Raw genomic sequence first — 18610 nt, 5'->3', positions numbered from 1 at the left:
GGATTAATATGAAAGAAATAATATCAACACCAAAAGCTCCAGCAGCAATTGGACCATACAACCAAGGAACATCATTTGAAAAATTAGTATTTTTATCAGGACAAATTCCATTAAACCCAGAAACAATGGAAATAGTTGAGGGTGGAATCAAAGAACAAACTGCAAAAGTTATGGAAAACCTTGCTGAAGTACTAAAAGAAGCAAACTCATCTTTTGACAATGTTCTTAAAACAACTTGTTATCTATCTGATATGGATAACTTTGTAGCTTTTAATGAAGTATATGCCCAATATTTTAAAGCCGAAACAGCACCCGCAAGAGCAACTGTAGCAGTTAAAACATTACCAAAAAATGTTTTAGTTGAAGTAGATGTAATTGCATATAAAAACTAGAAGGATTCTTCTAGTTTTTAATTTATATTATACTTTGATTCAGTAACCATTTTTTCAAAAATATCCTACTATCTAAAGATAAACTTTTTTTCTCACAAAAATTATCAAAAAAGTTTAAGGCTTTTTCTACACTATTATTTAAACAATATTTAACCAATTCAACTATTTCAATATTTCCTAAAAAATAAATACCAAGGGGGTTATCTTTTGTTATAACTACCTCTTTAGGTTCTATAAATCCATCTCTTACAATGGCATAATTTTCAATCTTTATACTCTCATCTTGTATTGTATTTAAAGGATAAGTTTGTCTTTTTATCCAAAAATTTGTTTTAAATCTTTTTTCTAAAGAATAAAAATCTTTACCAACCTTTGAAAACTTTTCAAAAATATAATTTACTCTTTTTTTATAAAACTCTATTGCAATCTCTTTATTTTCTTCTCTATTTAAAATAGTATTTATCACATACGGAGCAATACTTGACATACTCAATGATTGAAAAACTCCATTCCCTGAAAGTGGGTCAATACTTGAAGCACTATCTCCAACTAATATCATTTTATCTGTAACAATTGTTTTATGTACTTTACAATAGGAATCTCTTTTTACTAAAGAGCCTTTTAATTTATGATTTTTTAAACTCCATAAATCGATACCTTGATTCTCTAAAAATGGCTTTACATCTTCAAAACTCTCTATTTTTTTTGCAAGTTCTTCATCGCAGGTAAATTGAATATATCCTCTATTTTCTCCCACATAAGCTTGCCAAACCCAACCGTTTTCTACGGTATCAATTGAAGTTTTGCTTTGACTCATACTATCTAATTCTAACTCTTGTAAAATAGAAAAACTTTTAGGTCCATGCTTATATTCACTTTTATATGGAGTAAATCTTCCTCTAGCATCTACAACAAAGTCTGCTATAAAGGTATTTTTAATATTTTCACTTTTATATTTCACACTTACTTTATCTTGAAAATCTATTTTTCCAAGAATATTTCCCCTTATAAGTGAAATATTATGTTCCTTTGCATCTTGTAACAAAGCCATATCAAAGTCATCTCTACAAACTACATATTCATAATTTACTTTACTATTCATCTCTGCCCAATTTGAGTTTCTTACAGATTGGGTATTTAATTGTGAAAAGCAGTTTTTACAATCAAGTAAAGAGAAGCCATCTTTTGTTTTTTGACTAAGTCCCTCATATGCCCTAAAGGGACGGTTTTTATATATAATTGTTACATCAAATCCTAATTTTTTTAATCCAATTGCAGTGGTAACTCCTGCTACGCCAGCACCTAATACCACGATTTTTTTAGTAGGGTTCATTTACTCTCCTTTTTTCAAACTCTTTTAAAATCTGCTCTTTTGTAAATCCTTTTTGTAAGTAAGCACAATACTCACTTGTAAACTTTGCAACTGCTACACTAGAACCTGCAACCTCTTTTTTATTTGAAAAAGGATTGGCTCCAAAAAAGAGTTTTGAAGCCTCTAAAGAAACAACTTTATCATCTTTACACATCCCTTCAGAAGTTACTTTTATAACTTTCTCATAAGAAGCTGGATATGTATGCACTTTTGAACGTCTAGGATATGAAGCAACTATTGTTACTCCTTTTTTAAGAAGTTCATTACAAACTTCTTCTATTTCTTTATAGTTTGTATTAAATCCCAGACTTAAACTTATTACATCTATTTTTTTATCAAGGAGATATTTTAAAGCATAATAAATATGCAAAGGTGTTGTCAAAAGTTTTTCATTAAATATCTGTATATCGTAGATATTTACACCCTTTTGTTTTATAATATTTGCAATAACATCCCCATGCAAAAAATTAATATTTTTTTGCTCTTTAAAAACAGGTTTTTGTTTTTCATCAAAGGAAAGAGAGAACTTTTCATAAGTTTTAAAACTACAACCGCTGTCAAGGATTGCCACATAGACTTCTTTATTCATCTTTTAACTCAACTATTTTTTTATCTTTAATTTTTAGATACTTTGCATTCTTATAACAAAAATGGTGAGAAATAATAATCTTTGTAGACTCTTTAAAGTTTTCATCAATTAAACCATCCATAACTTTTATAAAATCCTTATCCAATGAAGATGTAGGTTCATCCATAATTACTATTGAAGGTTTTTTAAGTATAACTCTTGCAATTGCCAAGCGCTGTTTTTGCCCTCCTGAAAGATTTTGCCCATCCTCACTTAAAACTGTTTGAAACCCTCTTTCTAAACTTTTAAACCAAAATAAAAGCCCTACTTTTTCCAATACATTTAAAAGCTCATCTTCATTGGCATTTTTATTGGCTATAAGTAGATTCTCTTTTAATGTTGTTGATAAAATCACGGGATTTTGCTCTACTAAAGCAATATGATTTTGTAAAGTCTCATTTTTTATCTCTTGTATATTTGTGTTATTTAATAAAATTTCACCTTGCTTTAATAAGTGTTCATTTAAAAGCAGCTCTATTAATGTAGTTTTTCCTATACCGTTTGAACCCATTAAAACAATTTTATCTTTAAAAGCGATTTTCAGGTTTAAATTTCTAAAAATATCGTAATAGTTTTCATAAGCAAAATTTACATTTTTAAACTCTATATCAATACTTTTTGGTAGTTTATCAATTATTGCTAAACTTCTATTTTGAGGTAAAATCTCATCTAATCTATTTATACTAACTTTTAATTTTGGAATATTATTTAAAATTCCCAAAACCGTATGCACAGGAGCTAAAACCATAGAAAAATAACTTAAAAAAGCTATTAACTGCCCTATTGTTATCTCACCGTTTATAACTTTTAATCCACCCAAAAATATCAAAACAACTCTTGCAGTTAAACTTATAAGCAGAGGTATTTGAGTAAAAACTATTTGAAGTTTTTGTTGAAGAAGAATTTTATTTTTATTCTCTTTTTGAAGAGAACTTAAAATATTTTTTCTATCTTTTACTGCATTGAATTTTTTTAGAAAACTTACATATCTTAAAGACTCTATTATAAAACTTCCCATTATGGAACTGCTTTGTCTAACATCTTTTGTTATATTATGCATTTTTGAATACATAGGTTTTAATAAAAAAAATTCAAGGGGAAATAAAATCAAAGCAAATATTGCCAAAGACAAATCATAAAATAGCATAATAACAACAGCACCTATTAATCCTAATAGTGCAGAAAACAGAGCAAACAAAGAATCAATTCCAAATCTTTGAAGTTCACTAATATCCCCTTCAAGTCTTGAAAGCAAATCCCCAACACGATTTTTTTGAAAAAAAAGTTTATTATTAAAAAATATCTTTTCAAAAACATCAAGTCTTAAACTATACAAAACCTTTATAGAGAGTTTTGTATAGTTATATTGTAAAAAAACAGAAAGAGCTACTCCTAAAATAGAAACAAACACAATAAGAAGAACAAAATAATAAAAGCTGTCTATATCTTTTAATATCAATGCGTTATCAATAAAATTTTGCATTAATAAAGGTTGAACAACAGCAATACCGCTTGATATCATAGAGATACCAAGAAGTATAGAAATAGCTCTTTTTTCTTTAGAAAGGTAATATTTTAAACTATCTAAAGCTCTGTTTTTTTTCATCTTATTTAACCCTAAATACCTGCATTGTACCTAAAGCGACATCTCCTTTTGGAAGTTGAATATTATTTAATTTTTTCAATGTTTTTGGATCATATACAGCAATATCATTATATGTACCGCCTAAATATATTTTGGAACCGTCAGTTGAAAAATTTATTTGATAATATGTATGATCTAACCAAACTCTTTTTAATACTTTTTGATTTTTTCTATCAAATTTTGTTAAATCAGTTAAGACACCAAATAAAATATTTGAATCATTAGGATCTGTCATACCTGTAAACATTAAATTTTCTAATGGTGCAAAATCACCTTGTTCTATTTTTCCTGTATTTAAATTAACTCTTGTAGCACCCCACACTTGTTTAGCAGTATCTTCTTTTTGTGTACTATCATCATATTTTGATGCTACATATAGTAATAACATCTCATTTGATATTTGACCAGATGGCCATAAAGCTAAGATATCGGGTACAGAATAATTAGGTCTATCCCAAAATCTTAATTTTGAAGCTATTTCAACCTTGTGTAATGCAGGGTCAATTTTATATAGATTTGGACCTGCCGCATACACTGAGCCATCTTTTGCAGTCATCATTATTGTTATTTGTCTTGGAACTTTAAAACTATCCATTGCCTCTGCATCTAATCCATCATTTGTATTAAAAGTTTTAAAGACTGAATCCATAACTTGATATCTATCTTTTAATATTTTTGTAGGATTTGAAATTGAATATAACTTTTTACCATCATTACTTAATGCTAAAGAAAAAATAGATGGAGCCCTTACTCCATCAGAAGATAATTTTGCACTAAAAAAGTTTTCACAACTATTTAAATCATAACCATAAATTGCTTGCCAAGCATCTTGTAATGCATAAACTTTTGTTCCATCAGGAGAAACAACCATAGCAGCAGTACTAAAAGTTCCCTTTAACTTACAAGTTTTATATAATTTTTCAGTTTTTCCATCTACGATATGAAGTTCATTCTTTTTACTTATAGAGACAATATAATCTCTATCTTTTTTTAATTGTTTATTGTTAACCTTATTATCTGCTATATTAGGTTCATTTATACTGCACCCACTAACTAATAATCCTAACAATACTGTTGTTATCAAATAAATTTTTTTCATATTAAAACCTCCTCTCTTATTTTTCTAATGGATATACAGAAGATAATTTTCTCCAGTCTCTACCTGCCGAAGGAGATTTTGCACTCCACTCTGGATTACTTATAATATCAGGTACTTGCGTAGGCCACCAGCATGGTTCAGAACACCCATAAAGGTCAGCTTCCATTGGTTGGCATAGACCTCCAACCCCGCCAAAGGCATCAACTTCCCATCCAGGATCAAAGGTTGATGAACAACCGACAATGCTCTGCATTGCAACAACTTCTTTTTGTTTTCCCTCTTTTATAGATTTATTTAATAAATCTGCTTTTGGATTTAAAGGTTTAAATAAGCCCATTTGTATCTCCTTTTTCTTCTTTTAAATATTTGTCAAAAAATTCTGGATTGCCGTTTCTTATTTTTGAATAAGATAATAAAGCAAAATCAATCCAGTCTCTCATAATATCGCAGTAGTGAAGTACCGCTTTTGTAGGATCGTTATATCTTATATAACTCTCATGGTAACACCCGCCTGCACACAAGTTTCTAATATGACAAGTTGAACAATCTCCGTCATTTGTATTTAATCTTTTTTCAATAAAGTTTGAAAGTTTCGGTTTATCAAGACCTGTTTGAACATCTCCAAACTGCATAAAATCACTTCCTGTAAATCTGTGGCATAAATCAAACTTTCCTTCATAACTAACCGATAAAAGTCCTACTCCTGCACCACATGGAAGCTTTTTCTTTCTTCCTGCATGAATATCTCCTATTACTCTATGTAGGTTTGAAAAACCGTTATAGTCACCTTTTAATGCTGCCTCAACATATTTCTCACCAAGTTTTTTAAACCCTTTAAAAACTTCTAAAAGCTCTTTTTCACTTAAGTTAAACACAGCATTATCACTTGCAGTTGCAGGTGCGAAGCCTACTTCACTAAAATGTAATTCATTAAATAGATGATTCCAAATTTCATCAACTTGAGTAATACCTCTTGTTAAAGTAACCCTTGCTCCAATTTGTCTCTCTTTGTACATACTTAAAAGCAATTCTACTTTTTTTCTAACCATTTCATAACTACCTGCTCCACTGTTTGTAAGTCTGGTCTTATCATGTATTGCTTTAGGACCATCTATACTAATAGTTATTCCAAACTGATATTTTTTTAAAAAAGAGATTATCTCTTTTGTTAAAAGAGTTGCATTTGTTGTAATTGTGAAATCCACATTTGCACCCCTTTGTTTAAAAAATTGTGTTGCATACATAGTTACGTCTTTTATTAGTTCAAAATTACTTAAAGGCTCACCTCCAAAAAAAGTTACATTATAAAGTTTCTGATTTGGTGCTCCTTCATAAAGATGTTTTATAGCTTGAAGTGCTGTATCAAAGCTCATATTACCACTGTTTTTCAAAGTCTCTAAATCTGCTTTATAACAGTATGTACAACTTAAGTTACAACCAGATGCTATATTTAAAATCAATGTAGTTGCAGGAAAATTTTTAACCTCTATATACTCTGTTGGCTCCTCATCTCCTATAACATTCAATTTTTCCAGCATTTGCAAGTCTTCACTATAAAAATCTTTTTTAGATAAGTTTCTATTTTCAACTTTTTTTAGTAAACTTTGTGCTTCTTTATCTAACTCATAAAGAGCACTTGAAGGTACATGAAAAAGTAGATTTTCTCCTTCATTTTTTATTATTTTATAGTTATGATTATTTACTTTAAACTCATTATCACTCATATTAATCTCCTTAATTAATTGGAGAGTTCACCCATTTTTGAACTGTTACCATTAGATGAGAATCTGCTTTTAGAGTCTCGTTTTCATCTTTATATGTTGCTATAACTTTTAGATTTCCTGCGTTATTTGTTCCAAATCTTCTTAATGGATTCGGTCCTGCAAAAGAGGGAGTAAATCTTCCGCTAAAAGAGTCCATTGTTCCTGCAAATTTAATATCTTGATCCTCTTTAGCTCTTTTATCAAAAGGAGCAACACTCCATTTTGCATCGACTTTTCCTAATGAAATATCATCATTTGTTCCTAGTTTTCCATCGTTTCCTACTAAATATCCAATTGCTTCAAAAATAGCATGCTGCTTTGGCATAACTCCGCCACCGTCACCTACTCTTGCAATAGCATAAGATGGGAATACTTTTAAAGCATCAATTTTTTTATAAACTGTTAATTCTTTATCTAATTTAATTGAACCAACCGATAAATCAACTTGTTTTGAATCATATTTAGAACTTGCCGTTACATCTAATACAATTTTGGAAGCTGTTTTTTCCAAAATTTTATTTATTTTAAGCCCTGAAGAGAGTTTTACTTTTCCGTCAAGATTATTTCCACTTATGGTAATAACTTCACTCTCACCTGCTTTAATTGATTTTGGATAAACTCCTAAAACTACACTTTTGGTATTACTGCTTTTTACCCCTTTGATATAAGAATACTCTTCTGAGTGCAGAGTTTCAAACATACTACCTTTTAACTCTTGGCTTTTAGGATTCATTTTAAATACTTGATTAAAAGCAATCCCATCTAAGTCAAGTTTTGCTCTCCATTCATAACCTGAATATACAACAGCTTCACCTGTAGCATTAAACTCTCTACCATCTAAATAATTACCTTTTAAAGTCAGTTTATAAACATCATTTGAAACTTTTTTAGCACTCATTGTTGCACTGAAATCTCCGTCACCTAATTTATGACCGTATAAACTCCATGTACCTTCATAATTTGCATCAATTTTTTCAAAATTTGTATCATTTCCAAAGCTTTTACTTAAGAGTGGAACAATTTCATCTTTTGCAATACTAAACCAATCTCTGTCTCTAGACAGAGCTTGAAACTCTAATGTAGGAAACTGACCTACATGAAAATCTACTAAGTGACTCCATTCACTAGATGTTCTTCTTTGAACACTAAACCTTGCTTCACTATGACATCTAGCACAAACTTCAGTTAACAGAGAATTTTTATGTGTTTCCTGATAATTAGGTGTCTGTTCTAAAATATATCTATATGGTTCACTCTCATTAGGATTTAAACCTTGTGTATCAGATAAATATTTTACAACTGATTTTATCTCTTCTTCAGAAAGTGATAGTCCATGATTTTTCATTCTATGGACTGTCATATACCACCCTTCAGGTGTTTTTCTCTGATCTGAAATACGACTTAATCCGATATCTGTATTTCCAACATGACATGCTATACATTTAGTGTCAATAATATTTTTGCCTGCATTAAAGTCTGTTCCATAAAGACTTGCAGAAGATATTAAGAACCCAACACTAAATTTCAACATTGAACTTAAATAAGTAGTTTTCAAACTTCTCTCCTTTTTATTTAACTAATCAAATGATTGATAAAATTATAAGAATAAAGAAAAAATATGTATAGAAAAAAAACGACATTTCTGTATATTTTTTATACAATAAACATCTCATCTTAATTTTTTCTTTTCAAAAGAATATTTTTGTAAAAAAACGACATATTTAAATATTTTTTGTTAATTAATTCATTTTATTGATTTTTTTTTACACATTAATCTCTTAAGAAATTGATTTTTAAAAGTTATACTTATAATTTCAATTATTTATTTAGGAGATAAAATGTATTCGTCAAAAATGTTCCTTCCAGATTTAAAATTAAAAGAATGGATAAAAGTATATTGGTTCCTAGAAGGGAATGGGAAAGGAAAGAATCATTTTCATAAAATTTTTATACCTGATGGATGTGCTACCATTTTTATGGTCTTTAATGGAACTATAAATTTTAGTGAAGGTAATGAATATATAGATAGTAGATTAAATAAGGGCATATATATTGTTCCTCCAATTTGTAGCTCATATAAAGTAGCAATGTCTGATGATATAAAAGTCATTGATATACAGTTAAAACCTAGTATTTTTTTTAAGTTATTTAAATTCCCTGTAATTAATTTTTCAAATAAACTATATACGTTCAATGACCTTTCTCTAAAGTTTGATAAATCAATATTGGAAAAGCTTTATGAAAAAAAAGATAATAATATAAAGCTTTATAATGAGTTAAACAATTTTTTTATTGACCTCTTTAATAAAAAAAATTTTTATGCAGATGAGATAATTTATAATATAAGTCAACTTTATAAAGTTGGTAATTTAGATAATTTTTTTTCAGAACAAAATTTATCTATTAGACAATTAGAAAGAAAAGTAAAAAATTATACAGGATTGACCCCAAAAAATATAAGTAGAATAGCTAGATTTTACTCAATTTTAGAGCAAATGAAATTCAGACAGTTTAATATTGAGTTTAGTGAATTGGCTTTTGAATATAATTTTTCAGATCAATCCCATTTTATAAGAGAGTTTAGACACTTTACTAATGATACACCAAATAGATTTGTAAAAGGTTCAAATAATTTCCCACAATTTAAAGGTTTATGTAACCTTACTAAAATAACATGATACTCTTTTTCAATTCAAACTAAACTATACTCAAAAAAAAGTATAAAAAATTAAAATATATATTAAAATTCTAATTTTTTAAACTCAATCCTACCCTTTGTTTCTCCAAATCAATACTAACAACTTTTATATTTTCAAGGTTTTGATTTATACTTAAAACTTCACTTGGATGAGAGATTCTTTTATGGCTTATTTGTGAGATATGAAGTAGGGCATCGTTTTTAAGTCCTATATCTACAAAGGCTCCAAAATCTGTTATATTTCTAACTATTCCTGAAAGGGTAAAGCCTTCTTTTAAATCCTCTATTTTAGTTATATCACTTGCAAATTTTACTTGATTGAAGTTTTCTCTTATATCAAAGCCTGGTTTTTGAAGCTCATTTATTATGTCTTCTATTTTAATTAGTGAAGTGTTTAAACTATTTGCTAACATTTGGTATTGTTGCTTTTCTACAGTTTTTATATCACAAGTTTTCTCTAATCTTTTTACTAAATCATAATCTTCAGGGTGAATAGCTGTGTTATCTAAGATAGAATCACCTTTTTTGATTCTAAGGAACCCAACACTTTGCTCATACGCTTTTGCTCCAACACCTTTCACATCAAGAAGTTGTTTTTTAGATGTAAATATTCCTAGCTTTTTTCTATGTTCAACAATATTTTTTGCTAAAGTTTCCGTAATACCAGAAACAAAAGATAAAAGTTTAAATGAAGCGGAATTTAAATCAACTCCAACTTTATTTACTAAATCTACTGTTATATTTTCAAGTTTTAAACTTAACTCTTTTTGGTTTACATCGTGTTGATATTGTCCTATTCCAAGTGATTTTGGGTCTATTTTAACTAAGGCTGCCATAGGGTCTCTTAATCTACTTGCAATTGAAATAGCACCTCTAATTGTAACATCAAGATTTGGATACTCTTGGGTTGCTATTTTTGAAGCAGAATATACACTTGCTCCTATTTCACTAACTATTGCATAGTTTATAGTAAGGTTGTTTTCTTTTATAAGATTTGAGATGAAGCTTGCAGTTTCCCTAGAAGCTGTACCATTTCCTATTGCTATTGAAGTTATCTTGTGTTTTTTAATAAGCTCCAAAACTATTTTTGATGAGGTTTTTATATCCTCTTTTGGTTTTGTTGGATAGATAACACTTGAATCCAAATACTCCCCATTTTCGTCAATCACTGCAAGCTTACAACCAGTTTTATATCCTGGGTCCATTCCTAAGATTATGTGATTAACTAGTGGTGCTGTTAAAAGTAACTCTTTTAGGTTTTTACCAAAAAGTTCAATGGCTTCTTTTGAGGCTTTCTCTTTTAGGTTTGCTATTGCTTCCCTTTTTAAGCTGGGAAGAAGTAATCTTTTTAACCCATCTTTATAGGCTTCAAAAACAAAAGTGCTAGAGGATTTTGCCCAAGTTGGGATTTTGTATTTTTTTATATTTTCTAAAATATGTTTTTCATCGATATCAACTTTTATTGATAACTCTTTTTCATTTACTGCTCTTAATATGGCTAAAACTCTGTGGGGTTTTATATATTTTATTTTCTCATTTTGCTCTACAAAACTTGTATAAACACCATCTTTTTTAAACTCTTTTGCCTCTTTTATCTCTATTATTCCCCAATTGGAAATAAGGTTTCTTAAAACCTCTTTTGATTTGAAATCATCAGCATATCTTTGGGCAATAATATCTTTTGCCCCCTGTATAGCTTCATCTATAGATTTAACATCTTTATTTGTAAAGTTTTTTGCTTTTTGTAAAACTTCATTTTCATCATATTTCATTGATTGAATAATATTTGCCAAAGGCTCTAATCCATTTTCAATCGCTTGTGAAGTTCTTGAAGATTTTTTATCTTTAAAAGGTGTGTATATATCTTCTAGGGCTTGTAAAGTTGTAGCTTCATTTAAACTTTTTTCAACTCTTTCATTTAAAAAGTTTTTCTCTTTTAGTAGTTCTAAAATCTCATTTTTTCTTTGAAGTAGTTTTTTTGAGTATGAATAAACCTCTTCAAAAACTCTTAAATCTTCATCTGTTGCACTATTTGTAAACTCTTTTCTATATCTAGCGATAAAAGGGATAGTACACCCCTCATCAAGAAGTTTGATTATGTTTTCAATAACTTTTTTTGATAGGGATGTTTTTTGTACTAATAGATTTGTAATATTAGCACTCAAGTATAATTTCCTTGAAATCACTTCTTGTATTTTCTAAAGGTTTATTACTTTTTGCTCTTACTGTGTATACAAAAGAGATTTTAGCTTTATCTGTACTGTTTTTATTTGCGTGGTGAAGTGTTTTACAATGAAATAAAACAATATCACCTTTTTCTAGATTTTGGTGAACTCTATTTTTTATAATCTCTTGATTGTATTCGTTCTCATCAACAAAGTTTGAATCCTCATCAAATGAGCTTTTTTCAAAATTGATTTTATGGGTTCCTGGAATAAACTCTAATAAACCATTGTCTAAAAACTCCTCATCTAAAGCTAACCAAACAGATACTAAATCATCATTTTGAAAATTCCAATATCTTCTATCTTGGTGCCAAAATGTTCTAGTACTTTCATGGGGTAGTTTAGTCATAATAGAGTTGTGATGGGCTAAAGTTAATACAGGAGTATCATTTAAAACTTGTTTTAACATAGGTCTTATCTCAAGATTTGTCATCCATTCTTTAAATATCTCTTCTCTATCATATACTTGTCTTAATCTTCTTACTGTTATTTTGTCCTCATTTAGACTCATATACTCTTGTTCACTCTCTATTGGAGCTTGTTTTTTCTCCAAATGGATTTTTGCTTTTTCTAAAATTTTATCACATAAATCTTTTTGGGCAAAGTTTTTTATGATTAAAAATCCATCTTCATTAAATTTGTTTACTTGTTCTTTTGTAAGTTCCATTTTTATCTCAATACCTATTAAATTTAGATCGGTATTTTACTTTAATTTTGATGTTAGGAAGGTTAAATTTAATATAGTTTTATTCAGATGAAAATATAGATTAAAAATTAAATTTTTATCTAAGTTTTTATTACATATAATCCCTTCATGCATGTAATTGATTAAAACAAATCAAAAAGGAAACTTAATGAAAAAGTTTTTATCAGTTGTAACTTTAGGTTTATTTCTATTCTCTTCAAATGCTTTTGCAGAAGATAATAAGGGATTAAATGTTGTATTAACAGCAAATGACGCACAAACTCAAATGATGGCTATGGTTTTATCTATGATGACGATAAAACAAAAAAAAGCTGTGAATATTACTTTATGTTCAAGTGCAGGTGATTTAGCTGTAAAAGGTAAAGAGAGTCCACTTCTTAAACCTAAAAATAAATCTCCAAAAATGTTGCTACAAGGTCTTATTAAAAGTGGAGCAAAAGTTGAAGTTTGTCCATTATATTTACCAAATGCTAATTTAGATAAATCTGTTTTATTAGATGGTATTACTGTTGCTAACCCACAAAATGTTGCAAAACAATTATTAAATAGTGATTTTACTACTTTAAGTTACTAAAAAATTTAAGAGGAATTTTTCCTCTTAAATTAGATTTTATAATTTTAAGCTTATTAAAATATATAATGATTTTAAAGTCTAAATTTATAATTTCAATTATTTTTAGGTATACTAAAAGAAACATCAAGGTAAATAGAAGTGTTAGAAGAAGAGTTTGAAGTAGGTAAAAAAATTAAGAGTTTAAGAGTAGCAAAAAATATGGCTGCAAAACAACTTGCAGGGGAAGCAGGTATCTCTTTTGGAATGTTATCTCAGCTTGAAAAAGGCTCAACTCAAGGTTCAGTTGAAACACTAAGAAAAATAGCAAAAGTACTAGATGTTACTTTAGCCCATCTATTTACTAATAATACTGATGAACCTACAATAAATACTTTAGAAAATATTGAAAATGAAAAATTCTATGTAGTAAGAAAAGATGAAAGAAAGAAAATCTCTTTTCCTGATCCTTTATATACTTGTGAACTTTTAGTTCCTGATTTGCAAGGAGAAATAGAGTTATTACAAGTAAATATGGAACCAAATAGAATTACGGATGATTTAATACCACATACAAAAGGTGGTGAAGAGTGTGATTATGTTCTTGAAGGAGAGATTGTAGTTACCTTAAATAACAAAGAGTTTGAACTTAAAAAAGGGGACTCAATTAGATTTAATCCTGAAATCCCCCATAAAATTGAAAACAGAAGTTCAAAAAAAGCTTCTTATCTTTCTATTATCACTCCTGTTTCTTTTTAGTTTATGGATGTACCTCTTTTAGTGCATTTGCAATTGAAGTAATAGTTCTAACTGTACATACCCCAGCATTTTCTAAAGCTGAATATTTTTCTTGTGCAGTTCCTTTTCCCCCATCAATAATTGCGCCTGCATGTCCCATTCTTTTTCCTTTTGGTGCAGTAACACCAGCTATATAAGAAACAACAGGTTTTGTAACATGGTGTTTGATAAATTCAGCAGCAGCTTCCTCTTTTGCCCCACCAATTTCACCAATCATAACGATTGCTTTTGTATCTTCATCCTCTTCAAACATTTTTAAAATATCAATAAAGTCTGAACCTGGAACAGGGTCTCCACCAATTCCCACACAAGTACTTTGTCCAAATCCTGCTAAAGTTGATTGGTTTACAGCTTCATAAGTTAAAGTACCCGATCTTGATACAATCCCAACACTTCCTGGCATATGGATTGATTCGGGCATAATACCCATTTTACATTGACCTGGAGTGATTATCCCTGGACAATTAGGTCCTATTAGTCTTGAACCATTTAAATCAACTGCTGCTTTTACATCAAGCATATCAATTGTTGGAATACCTTCTGTTATACAAACAATGGTTTCAATACCATTTTCACTAGCTTCAATAATAGCATCTTTACAAAATGGAGCTGGAACATAGATAATTGAAGCATTTGCTCCTGTTAATCTTTTTGCACATTCAACTGTGTTGTAAATTGGTAAATCTAAGTGTCTTTGACCTCGTTTACCTGGAACTACACCACTTACTACATTTGTTCCGTATGCAATTGCTCTTTTTGTATGGAAACTTGCTTGTGAACCTGTTAAACCTTGAACTAACACTTTAGTATTTTTATCAATTAAAATAGCCATTAGTTAGCTCCTTGTGTTAATTCAATAATTTTTTGTGCTGCTTTGTCTAAGTCAGCTTCTTCATAAACAGATACATCTGATTGTCTAATCAATTCTAATCCCTCTTTTGCATTTGTACCTTCAAGTCTTACTACAATTGGAATAGATAGATTCATTTTTCTTGCTGCTTCAATAATACCTGAAGCTATGATATCACATCTTACAATACCACCAAAAATATTAACTAATATTCCGTTTACCTTTTCATCTGATAAAATTATCTCAAAAGCTTCAATAACTCTTTTTTCATTTACACTCCCACCTACATCTAAAAAGTTAGCTGGCTCTCCACCATGAGTTTTGATTAAATCCATAGTTGCCATTGCTAAACCTGCACCATTTACCATACAAGCGATATTTCCATCTAAAGTAACATAGTTTAAGTCTAGTTTTTCAGCTTTTAACTCTTTTGCATCCTCTTGGGTTTCATCTCTGATTTCATTTATTTTTGCTTGTCTGTAAAGTGCTGAGTTATCTACCACAACTTTTCCATCAAGACATAAAATTGTTCCTTGTTTTGTAACAACAAGTGGGTTTACTTCTATTAATGAAAGGTCATTTTTTACAAACATTTTATAAACTTTTTGCATCAAATCAATCATTTGTGCACTTAAAGTTTTATCTAATCCTAAATCATCACAGATTTGTCTACATTGTGCAGGCATAATACCAACAACAGGATTGATAGGGTTTCTTAATATCTTTTCAGGAGTTTTTGCTGCAACCTCTTCAATCTCTACCCCACCTTCACTTGAAGTGATTATCATAATTCTTTGGGTTGTTCTATCTACAACAAATGCTAAATATATCTCATCAATAATATCGCAAGGTTGTTCAATATATATAGAGTTTACAGGTTGACCCTCTTTAGTTGTTTGGTAAGTTACAAGGTTACTTCCTAAAAGTCTTCTAACCTCTTCATTTGCTTCAGTTTTTGAATCTACTAATACAACTCCTCCAGCTTTTCCTCTTCCTCCAGCGTGAACTTGGGCTTTTATAACCCATCTGTCTCCACCAAGTTTTCTTAATATGTCATCAAGTTGTGAAGGGTGAGTTAGCAGTTTACCTTTAGTAGTTGGTATATCATATTTTCTAAATAAATTTTTTGCTTGATACTCATGTAAGTTCATAGTTTTCCTAAATTATTTAATTGTTAAGTTTTGAATAGATGCTTATACCAAAATAATAATATAAGTGGGCTTAAGTTAAGTATAAGTATTACTAATAGAAGGTAGTAAAAGAGGGGATACCTCTTTTACAAAATATTATAAAACAGGAGACTTGATAACAAGAAGTTTTTCGTTAGTCATTTCTTCCATAGAGTCGTGAATACCACCAACACCAAGACCAGAAGCCTTAGCACCACCAAATGGCATCCAGTCAACTCTAAATGCAGTGTGGTCGTTAACCATTACAGTAGTACCGTTGATTCTCTTAACAGCTCTTAAAGCTTTGTCAAGATTCTTAGTAAATACAGCAGCTTGGAAAGAAACCTCTAAAGAGTTAGCTCTGTCAATAGCCTCTTCCATGTCAGAATATGAATAAACACAAACAACAGGACCAAATACCTCTTTAGTAGAAACTAAAGCATCATCAGCAGGATTTAGTAAAACAGTAGGCTCATAACAAGAATTAGAGATTCTCTTACCACCAGTTAATACCTTAGCACCTTTTTCAACAGCTTCATTAACCCACTCTTCAACTCTGTTAACTTCATTGTTGTTAATAAGTGGACCAACTTCAGTTTTAGGATCAAGTTGATTACCAACAACTAACTTAGAAGCATAATCAGAAAGTTTAGAAGCTACTTCATCAACAATAGATTCGTGTACGTAAACTCTTTGAACAGAAACACAAACTTGACCAGCATGATAGAAACCACCTTTACCTAAATCAGGAATCATAGCATCAATGTCAGCATCAGGCTCAACAATAACAGGAGCAACCCCACCATGCTCTAATGCTACACGTGTACCATTGTTAACTTTAGAATTTAAATACCAACCAACAGCACCAGAACCAATAAAAGTTAAGAAACTAACTTTAGGAGATGTAGCTAATAATTCCCCACCAGTTCTGTCACAAACAACAGCTTGAGCCCAACCTTTAGGAAGACCAGCTTCTTCTAAGATTTCAACAAGTCTAATAGCAGACATAGGAGTTTGAGTTGCAGGTTTAATAACAACAGGACACCCAACAGCAATTGCAGGGATAACTTGGTGAATAGCTAAGTTAAAAGGGTGGTTAAAAGCAGAAATTGCAGCAACAACCCCAATAGGTTCTTTAAATGTATAAGCCATTCTATTAGCAGATGAAGCAGTATGCCCCATAGCAACCTCTTTACCTTCTAAAGAACCTAAAGCTTCAATTGCAAGCTTAACACCATTGATAGCTCTGTAAACTTCAACTTCAGAATCCATCCAAGGTTTACCACCTTCAGAAGCACAAAGTTTAGTTAATTCTTCAACTTGTGAAGACATAATTTCAGCAACTTTTTCTAAGATAGCAACTCTTTTATATTTTGGTAGATGATTTTCATGATCTAAAAAAGTTTCATGTGCTAAATCTATTGCTGCTTGTACTTCTTCATTTGTACTAAATGGAACTGTTCCTACTACGCTGTCATCATATGGTGATGTTACTTCTATTGTACTCATTTGTTTTTTTCCTTATTTAAAAATTTAATTTATATTTATTAATTAGTTTTGTGCAAAATTTTTTGCATTAAAAGATAAATCATCTGGAGATAATCTATATAGTTTCAAGTTATCTATACAATAAGCACCTTGTTTTTCATAAAATTTCATTGCTGATTTATTCCAATCTAAACATGCCCATTCTAAATATTCACACTTTTTATCAATAGAATATTTTGCAAGATATTGAAACATAATTTTCCCTAAACCTTTACCTCTTACATTATCATCTATAAAAAATGCATCAATATATAGTCCTTTTCGACCAGAAAAAGCAGAACTTTTTTGATGAAAATATGCAAAAGAGCATATCTCATTTTTATAAATACCAAAAACTGCTTCTCCCAATCCCTCTTCTAACAATCTTTTTATACGTTTTGGTGTTGCTGTTATAGCATCTTCCATTTTTTGATAACTTCCAAGTTTTTTCATGAAAGTTACAATTAATTGTGAATCTTCAGTTGTTGCCATTCTTAAACTATAATCTGTATTTTTTGTAGATATTAAATTTTCCATTTTGAATATCCTTATATTGTATTAATTTCAATATATTTATAACTTTGTTTTAAAAGAATAAAGTTTTCTTTTTAGCTATTTTGAAATGATAAAAAATAAAGATAATCCATAAAGGAAAACTATTTATATCAAATCGTATCTTAAAAATTTTTATAAAAAGTAAAGGAAAACTCCTTCACTTTTTTAGATATAATATTGGTTATTTATTGATAATCAGTTAATCTTATTACAAATACTGAACATGCAGCATGTCTCATAACACGTTCTGAAGTACTACTTATAAAGTAACTTCCAAGTCCCGGTTTTGTTGCCATCATAACAATAGCATCTGCTTTAATTCTTCTAGCCTCTTCTAGAATCTCCCTATGTGCTGAACCATCTCTAATATTAAAAGTAACTTTATCTTCAGGCAAAGAGTGTTTCTTAGCGATTTTTTTCAACTCAATAAATGCATCATGATTATAATGTTTTTCATTTTCATCATCAAGAATCGGGTAAACAGAGCCATGGGTTCTATTTTCATTAACATATAATAAAGATAATTTTCCATCTTCATTATTTAGTACTTCTAATGCACCTGCAAAAAGTTTTTCGTGATTATCTATATAATCTAAATGCAATGGTACTAAAATATTTTTAAACATTATTTAT

At 29.5% G+C, this 18610-nt stretch carries 18 protein-coding genes; 4 read left to right on the top strand and 14 right to left on the bottom strand.

All coding sequences use genetic code 11. The features are described 5' to 3' along the window. Nucleotides 1-8 precede the first annotated feature (8 nt). Nucleotides 9-392 (top strand): RidA family protein, encoded by a 384-nt coding sequence (locus tag ACKU4C_RS12245; RefSeq protein WP_321312395.1) that lies wholly within the window; start codon nucleotides 9-11, stop codon nucleotides 390-392. A gap of 22 nt (nucleotides 393-414) precedes the next feature. Here ACKU4C_RS12245 and ACKU4C_RS12240 read toward each other — a convergent pair whose 3' ends face one another. Genes ACKU4C_RS12240 through peaA form a run of 7 tightly spaced genes read right to left on the bottom strand, consistent with a single transcriptional unit; the run spans nucleotide 415 to nucleotide 8454 of the window. Beyond that, a complete protein-coding gene (locus ACKU4C_RS12240) occupies nucleotides 415-1725 on the bottom strand; it encodes a tryptophan 7-halogenase (protein WP_321312393.1) in 1311 nt (436 codons plus the stop codon). After that, nucleotides 1712-2353, bottom strand: coding sequence for a S8 family serine peptidase (locus ACKU4C_RS12235; RefSeq protein WP_321312392.1), 642 nt, complete (start codon nucleotides 2351-2353; stop codon nucleotides 1712-1714). The genes ACKU4C_RS12240 and ACKU4C_RS12235 overlap by 14 nt, the downstream gene beginning before the upstream one ends. Further along, complete coding sequence (locus ACKU4C_RS12230) at nucleotides 2346-3998, bottom strand: ABC transporter ATP-binding protein (protein ID WP_321312390.1); 1653 nt, start codon at nucleotides 3996-3998, stop codon at nucleotides 2346-2348. Before ACKU4C_RS12230 ends, ACKU4C_RS12235 begins: the two co-directional genes overlap by 8 nt. A gap of 1 nt (nucleotide 3999) precedes the next feature. Next, nucleotides 4000-5136 (bottom strand): quinohemoprotein amine dehydrogenase subunit beta, encoded by a 1137-nt coding sequence (gene peaD, locus ACKU4C_RS12225; RefSeq protein WP_321312389.1) that lies wholly within the window; start codon nucleotides 5134-5136, stop codon nucleotides 4000-4002. A 16-nt stretch (nucleotides 5137-5152) separates the two neighbouring features. Continuing rightward, the gene (gene qhpC / locus ACKU4C_RS12220) at nucleotides 5153-5473 is read right to left on the bottom strand and encodes a quinohemoprotein amine dehydrogenase subunit gamma (protein WP_321312386.1); all 321 of its coding nucleotides are present in this window, start codon (nucleotides 5471-5473) and stop codon (nucleotides 5153-5155) included. Then, nucleotides 5460-6860, bottom strand: coding sequence for a quinohemoprotein amine dehydrogenase maturation protein (gene peaB, locus ACKU4C_RS12215; protein WP_321312384.1), 1401 nt, complete (start codon nucleotides 6858-6860; stop codon nucleotides 5460-5462). Before peaB ends, qhpC begins: the two co-directional genes overlap by 14 nt. Before the next feature lie 10 nt (nucleotides 6861-6870). Then, nucleotides 6871-8454, bottom strand: coding sequence for a quinohemoprotein amine dehydrogenase subunit alpha (gene peaA, locus ACKU4C_RS12210; protein ID WP_321312382.1), 1584 nt, complete (start codon nucleotides 8452-8454; stop codon nucleotides 6871-6873). A 283-nt stretch (nucleotides 8455-8737) separates the two neighbouring features. Here peaA and ACKU4C_RS12205 point away from each other — a divergent pair, with 283 nt between their 5' ends. Continuing rightward, nucleotides 8738-9577, top strand: coding sequence for an AraC family transcriptional regulator (locus ACKU4C_RS12205; protein WP_321312381.1), 840 nt, complete (start codon nucleotides 8738-8740; stop codon nucleotides 9575-9577). A 70-nt stretch (nucleotides 9578-9647) separates the two neighbouring features. Here ACKU4C_RS12205 and ACKU4C_RS12200 read toward each other — a convergent pair whose 3' ends face one another. Both ACKU4C_RS12200 and ACKU4C_RS12195 read right to left on the bottom strand, forming a co-directional pair. Next, the gene (locus ACKU4C_RS12200) at nucleotides 9648-11762 is read right to left on the bottom strand and encodes a helix-hairpin-helix domain-containing protein (RefSeq protein WP_321312378.1); all 2115 of its coding nucleotides are present in this window, start codon (nucleotides 11760-11762) and stop codon (nucleotides 9648-9650) included. Continuing rightward, entirely contained in the window at nucleotides 11752-12489 is a 738-nt protein-coding gene (locus tag ACKU4C_RS12195) for a phytanoyl-CoA dioxygenase family protein (protein ID WP_321312375.1), read from the bottom strand. Before ACKU4C_RS12195 ends, ACKU4C_RS12200 begins: the two co-directional genes overlap by 11 nt. A gap of 187 nt (nucleotides 12490-12676) precedes the next feature. Between ACKU4C_RS12195 and ACKU4C_RS12190 the strand changes: the two genes are divergently transcribed. Then, nucleotides 12677-13102: a hypothetical protein gene (locus ACKU4C_RS12190; protein ID WP_321312373.1), complete on the top strand. Its 426-nt coding sequence runs from the start codon at nucleotides 12677-12679 to the stop codon at nucleotides 13100-13102. A gap of 138 nt (nucleotides 13103-13240) precedes the next feature. Beyond that, nucleotides 13241-13837 carry a cupin domain-containing protein gene (locus ACKU4C_RS12185; RefSeq protein ID WP_321312371.1) on the top strand — a complete coding sequence of 199 codons (597 nt, stop codon included), beginning with the start codon at nucleotides 13241-13243 and terminating at the stop codon, nucleotides 13835-13837. Nucleotide 13838: 1 nt separating this feature from the next. Here ACKU4C_RS12185 and sucD read toward each other — a convergent pair whose 3' ends face one another. The 5 genes from sucD to ACKU4C_RS12160 form a co-directional block, all read right to left on the bottom strand. Further along, complete coding sequence (gene sucD, locus ACKU4C_RS12180; RefSeq protein WP_321312369.1) at nucleotides 13839-14708, bottom strand: succinate--CoA ligase subunit alpha; 870 nt, start codon at nucleotides 14706-14708, stop codon at nucleotides 13839-13841. After that, nucleotides 14708-15877, bottom strand: a complete 1170-nt coding sequence (gene sucC, locus ACKU4C_RS12175; protein ID WP_321312367.1) for an ADP-forming succinate--CoA ligase subunit beta — start codon at nucleotides 15875-15877, stop codon at nucleotides 14708-14710. The genes sucD and sucC overlap by 1 nt, the downstream gene beginning before the upstream one ends. A 135-nt stretch (nucleotides 15878-16012) precedes the next feature. Continuing rightward, entirely contained in the window at nucleotides 16013-17404 is a 1392-nt protein-coding gene (locus ACKU4C_RS12170; RefSeq protein ID WP_321312346.1) for an aldehyde dehydrogenase family protein, read from the bottom strand. A 42-nt stretch (nucleotides 17405-17446) separates the two neighbouring features. Then, a complete protein-coding gene (locus tag ACKU4C_RS12165) occupies nucleotides 17447-17959 on the bottom strand; it encodes a GNAT family N-acetyltransferase (protein WP_321312366.1) in 513 nt (170 codons plus the stop codon). A gap of 203 nt (nucleotides 17960-18162) precedes the next feature. Then, the gene (locus ACKU4C_RS12160) at nucleotides 18163-18603 is read right to left on the bottom strand and encodes a universal stress protein (protein WP_321312365.1); all 441 of its coding nucleotides are present in this window, start codon (nucleotides 18601-18603) and stop codon (nucleotides 18163-18165) included. Nucleotides 18604-18610 lie beyond the last annotated feature (7 nt).

Source organism: Halarcobacter sp., from assembly GCF_963676935.1.
In the GTDB taxonomy this organism is placed as follows: domain Bacteria; phylum Campylobacterota; class Campylobacteria; order Campylobacterales; family Arcobacteraceae; genus Halarcobacter.
This window is presented reverse-complemented; position numbering and strand designations above follow the sequence as displayed.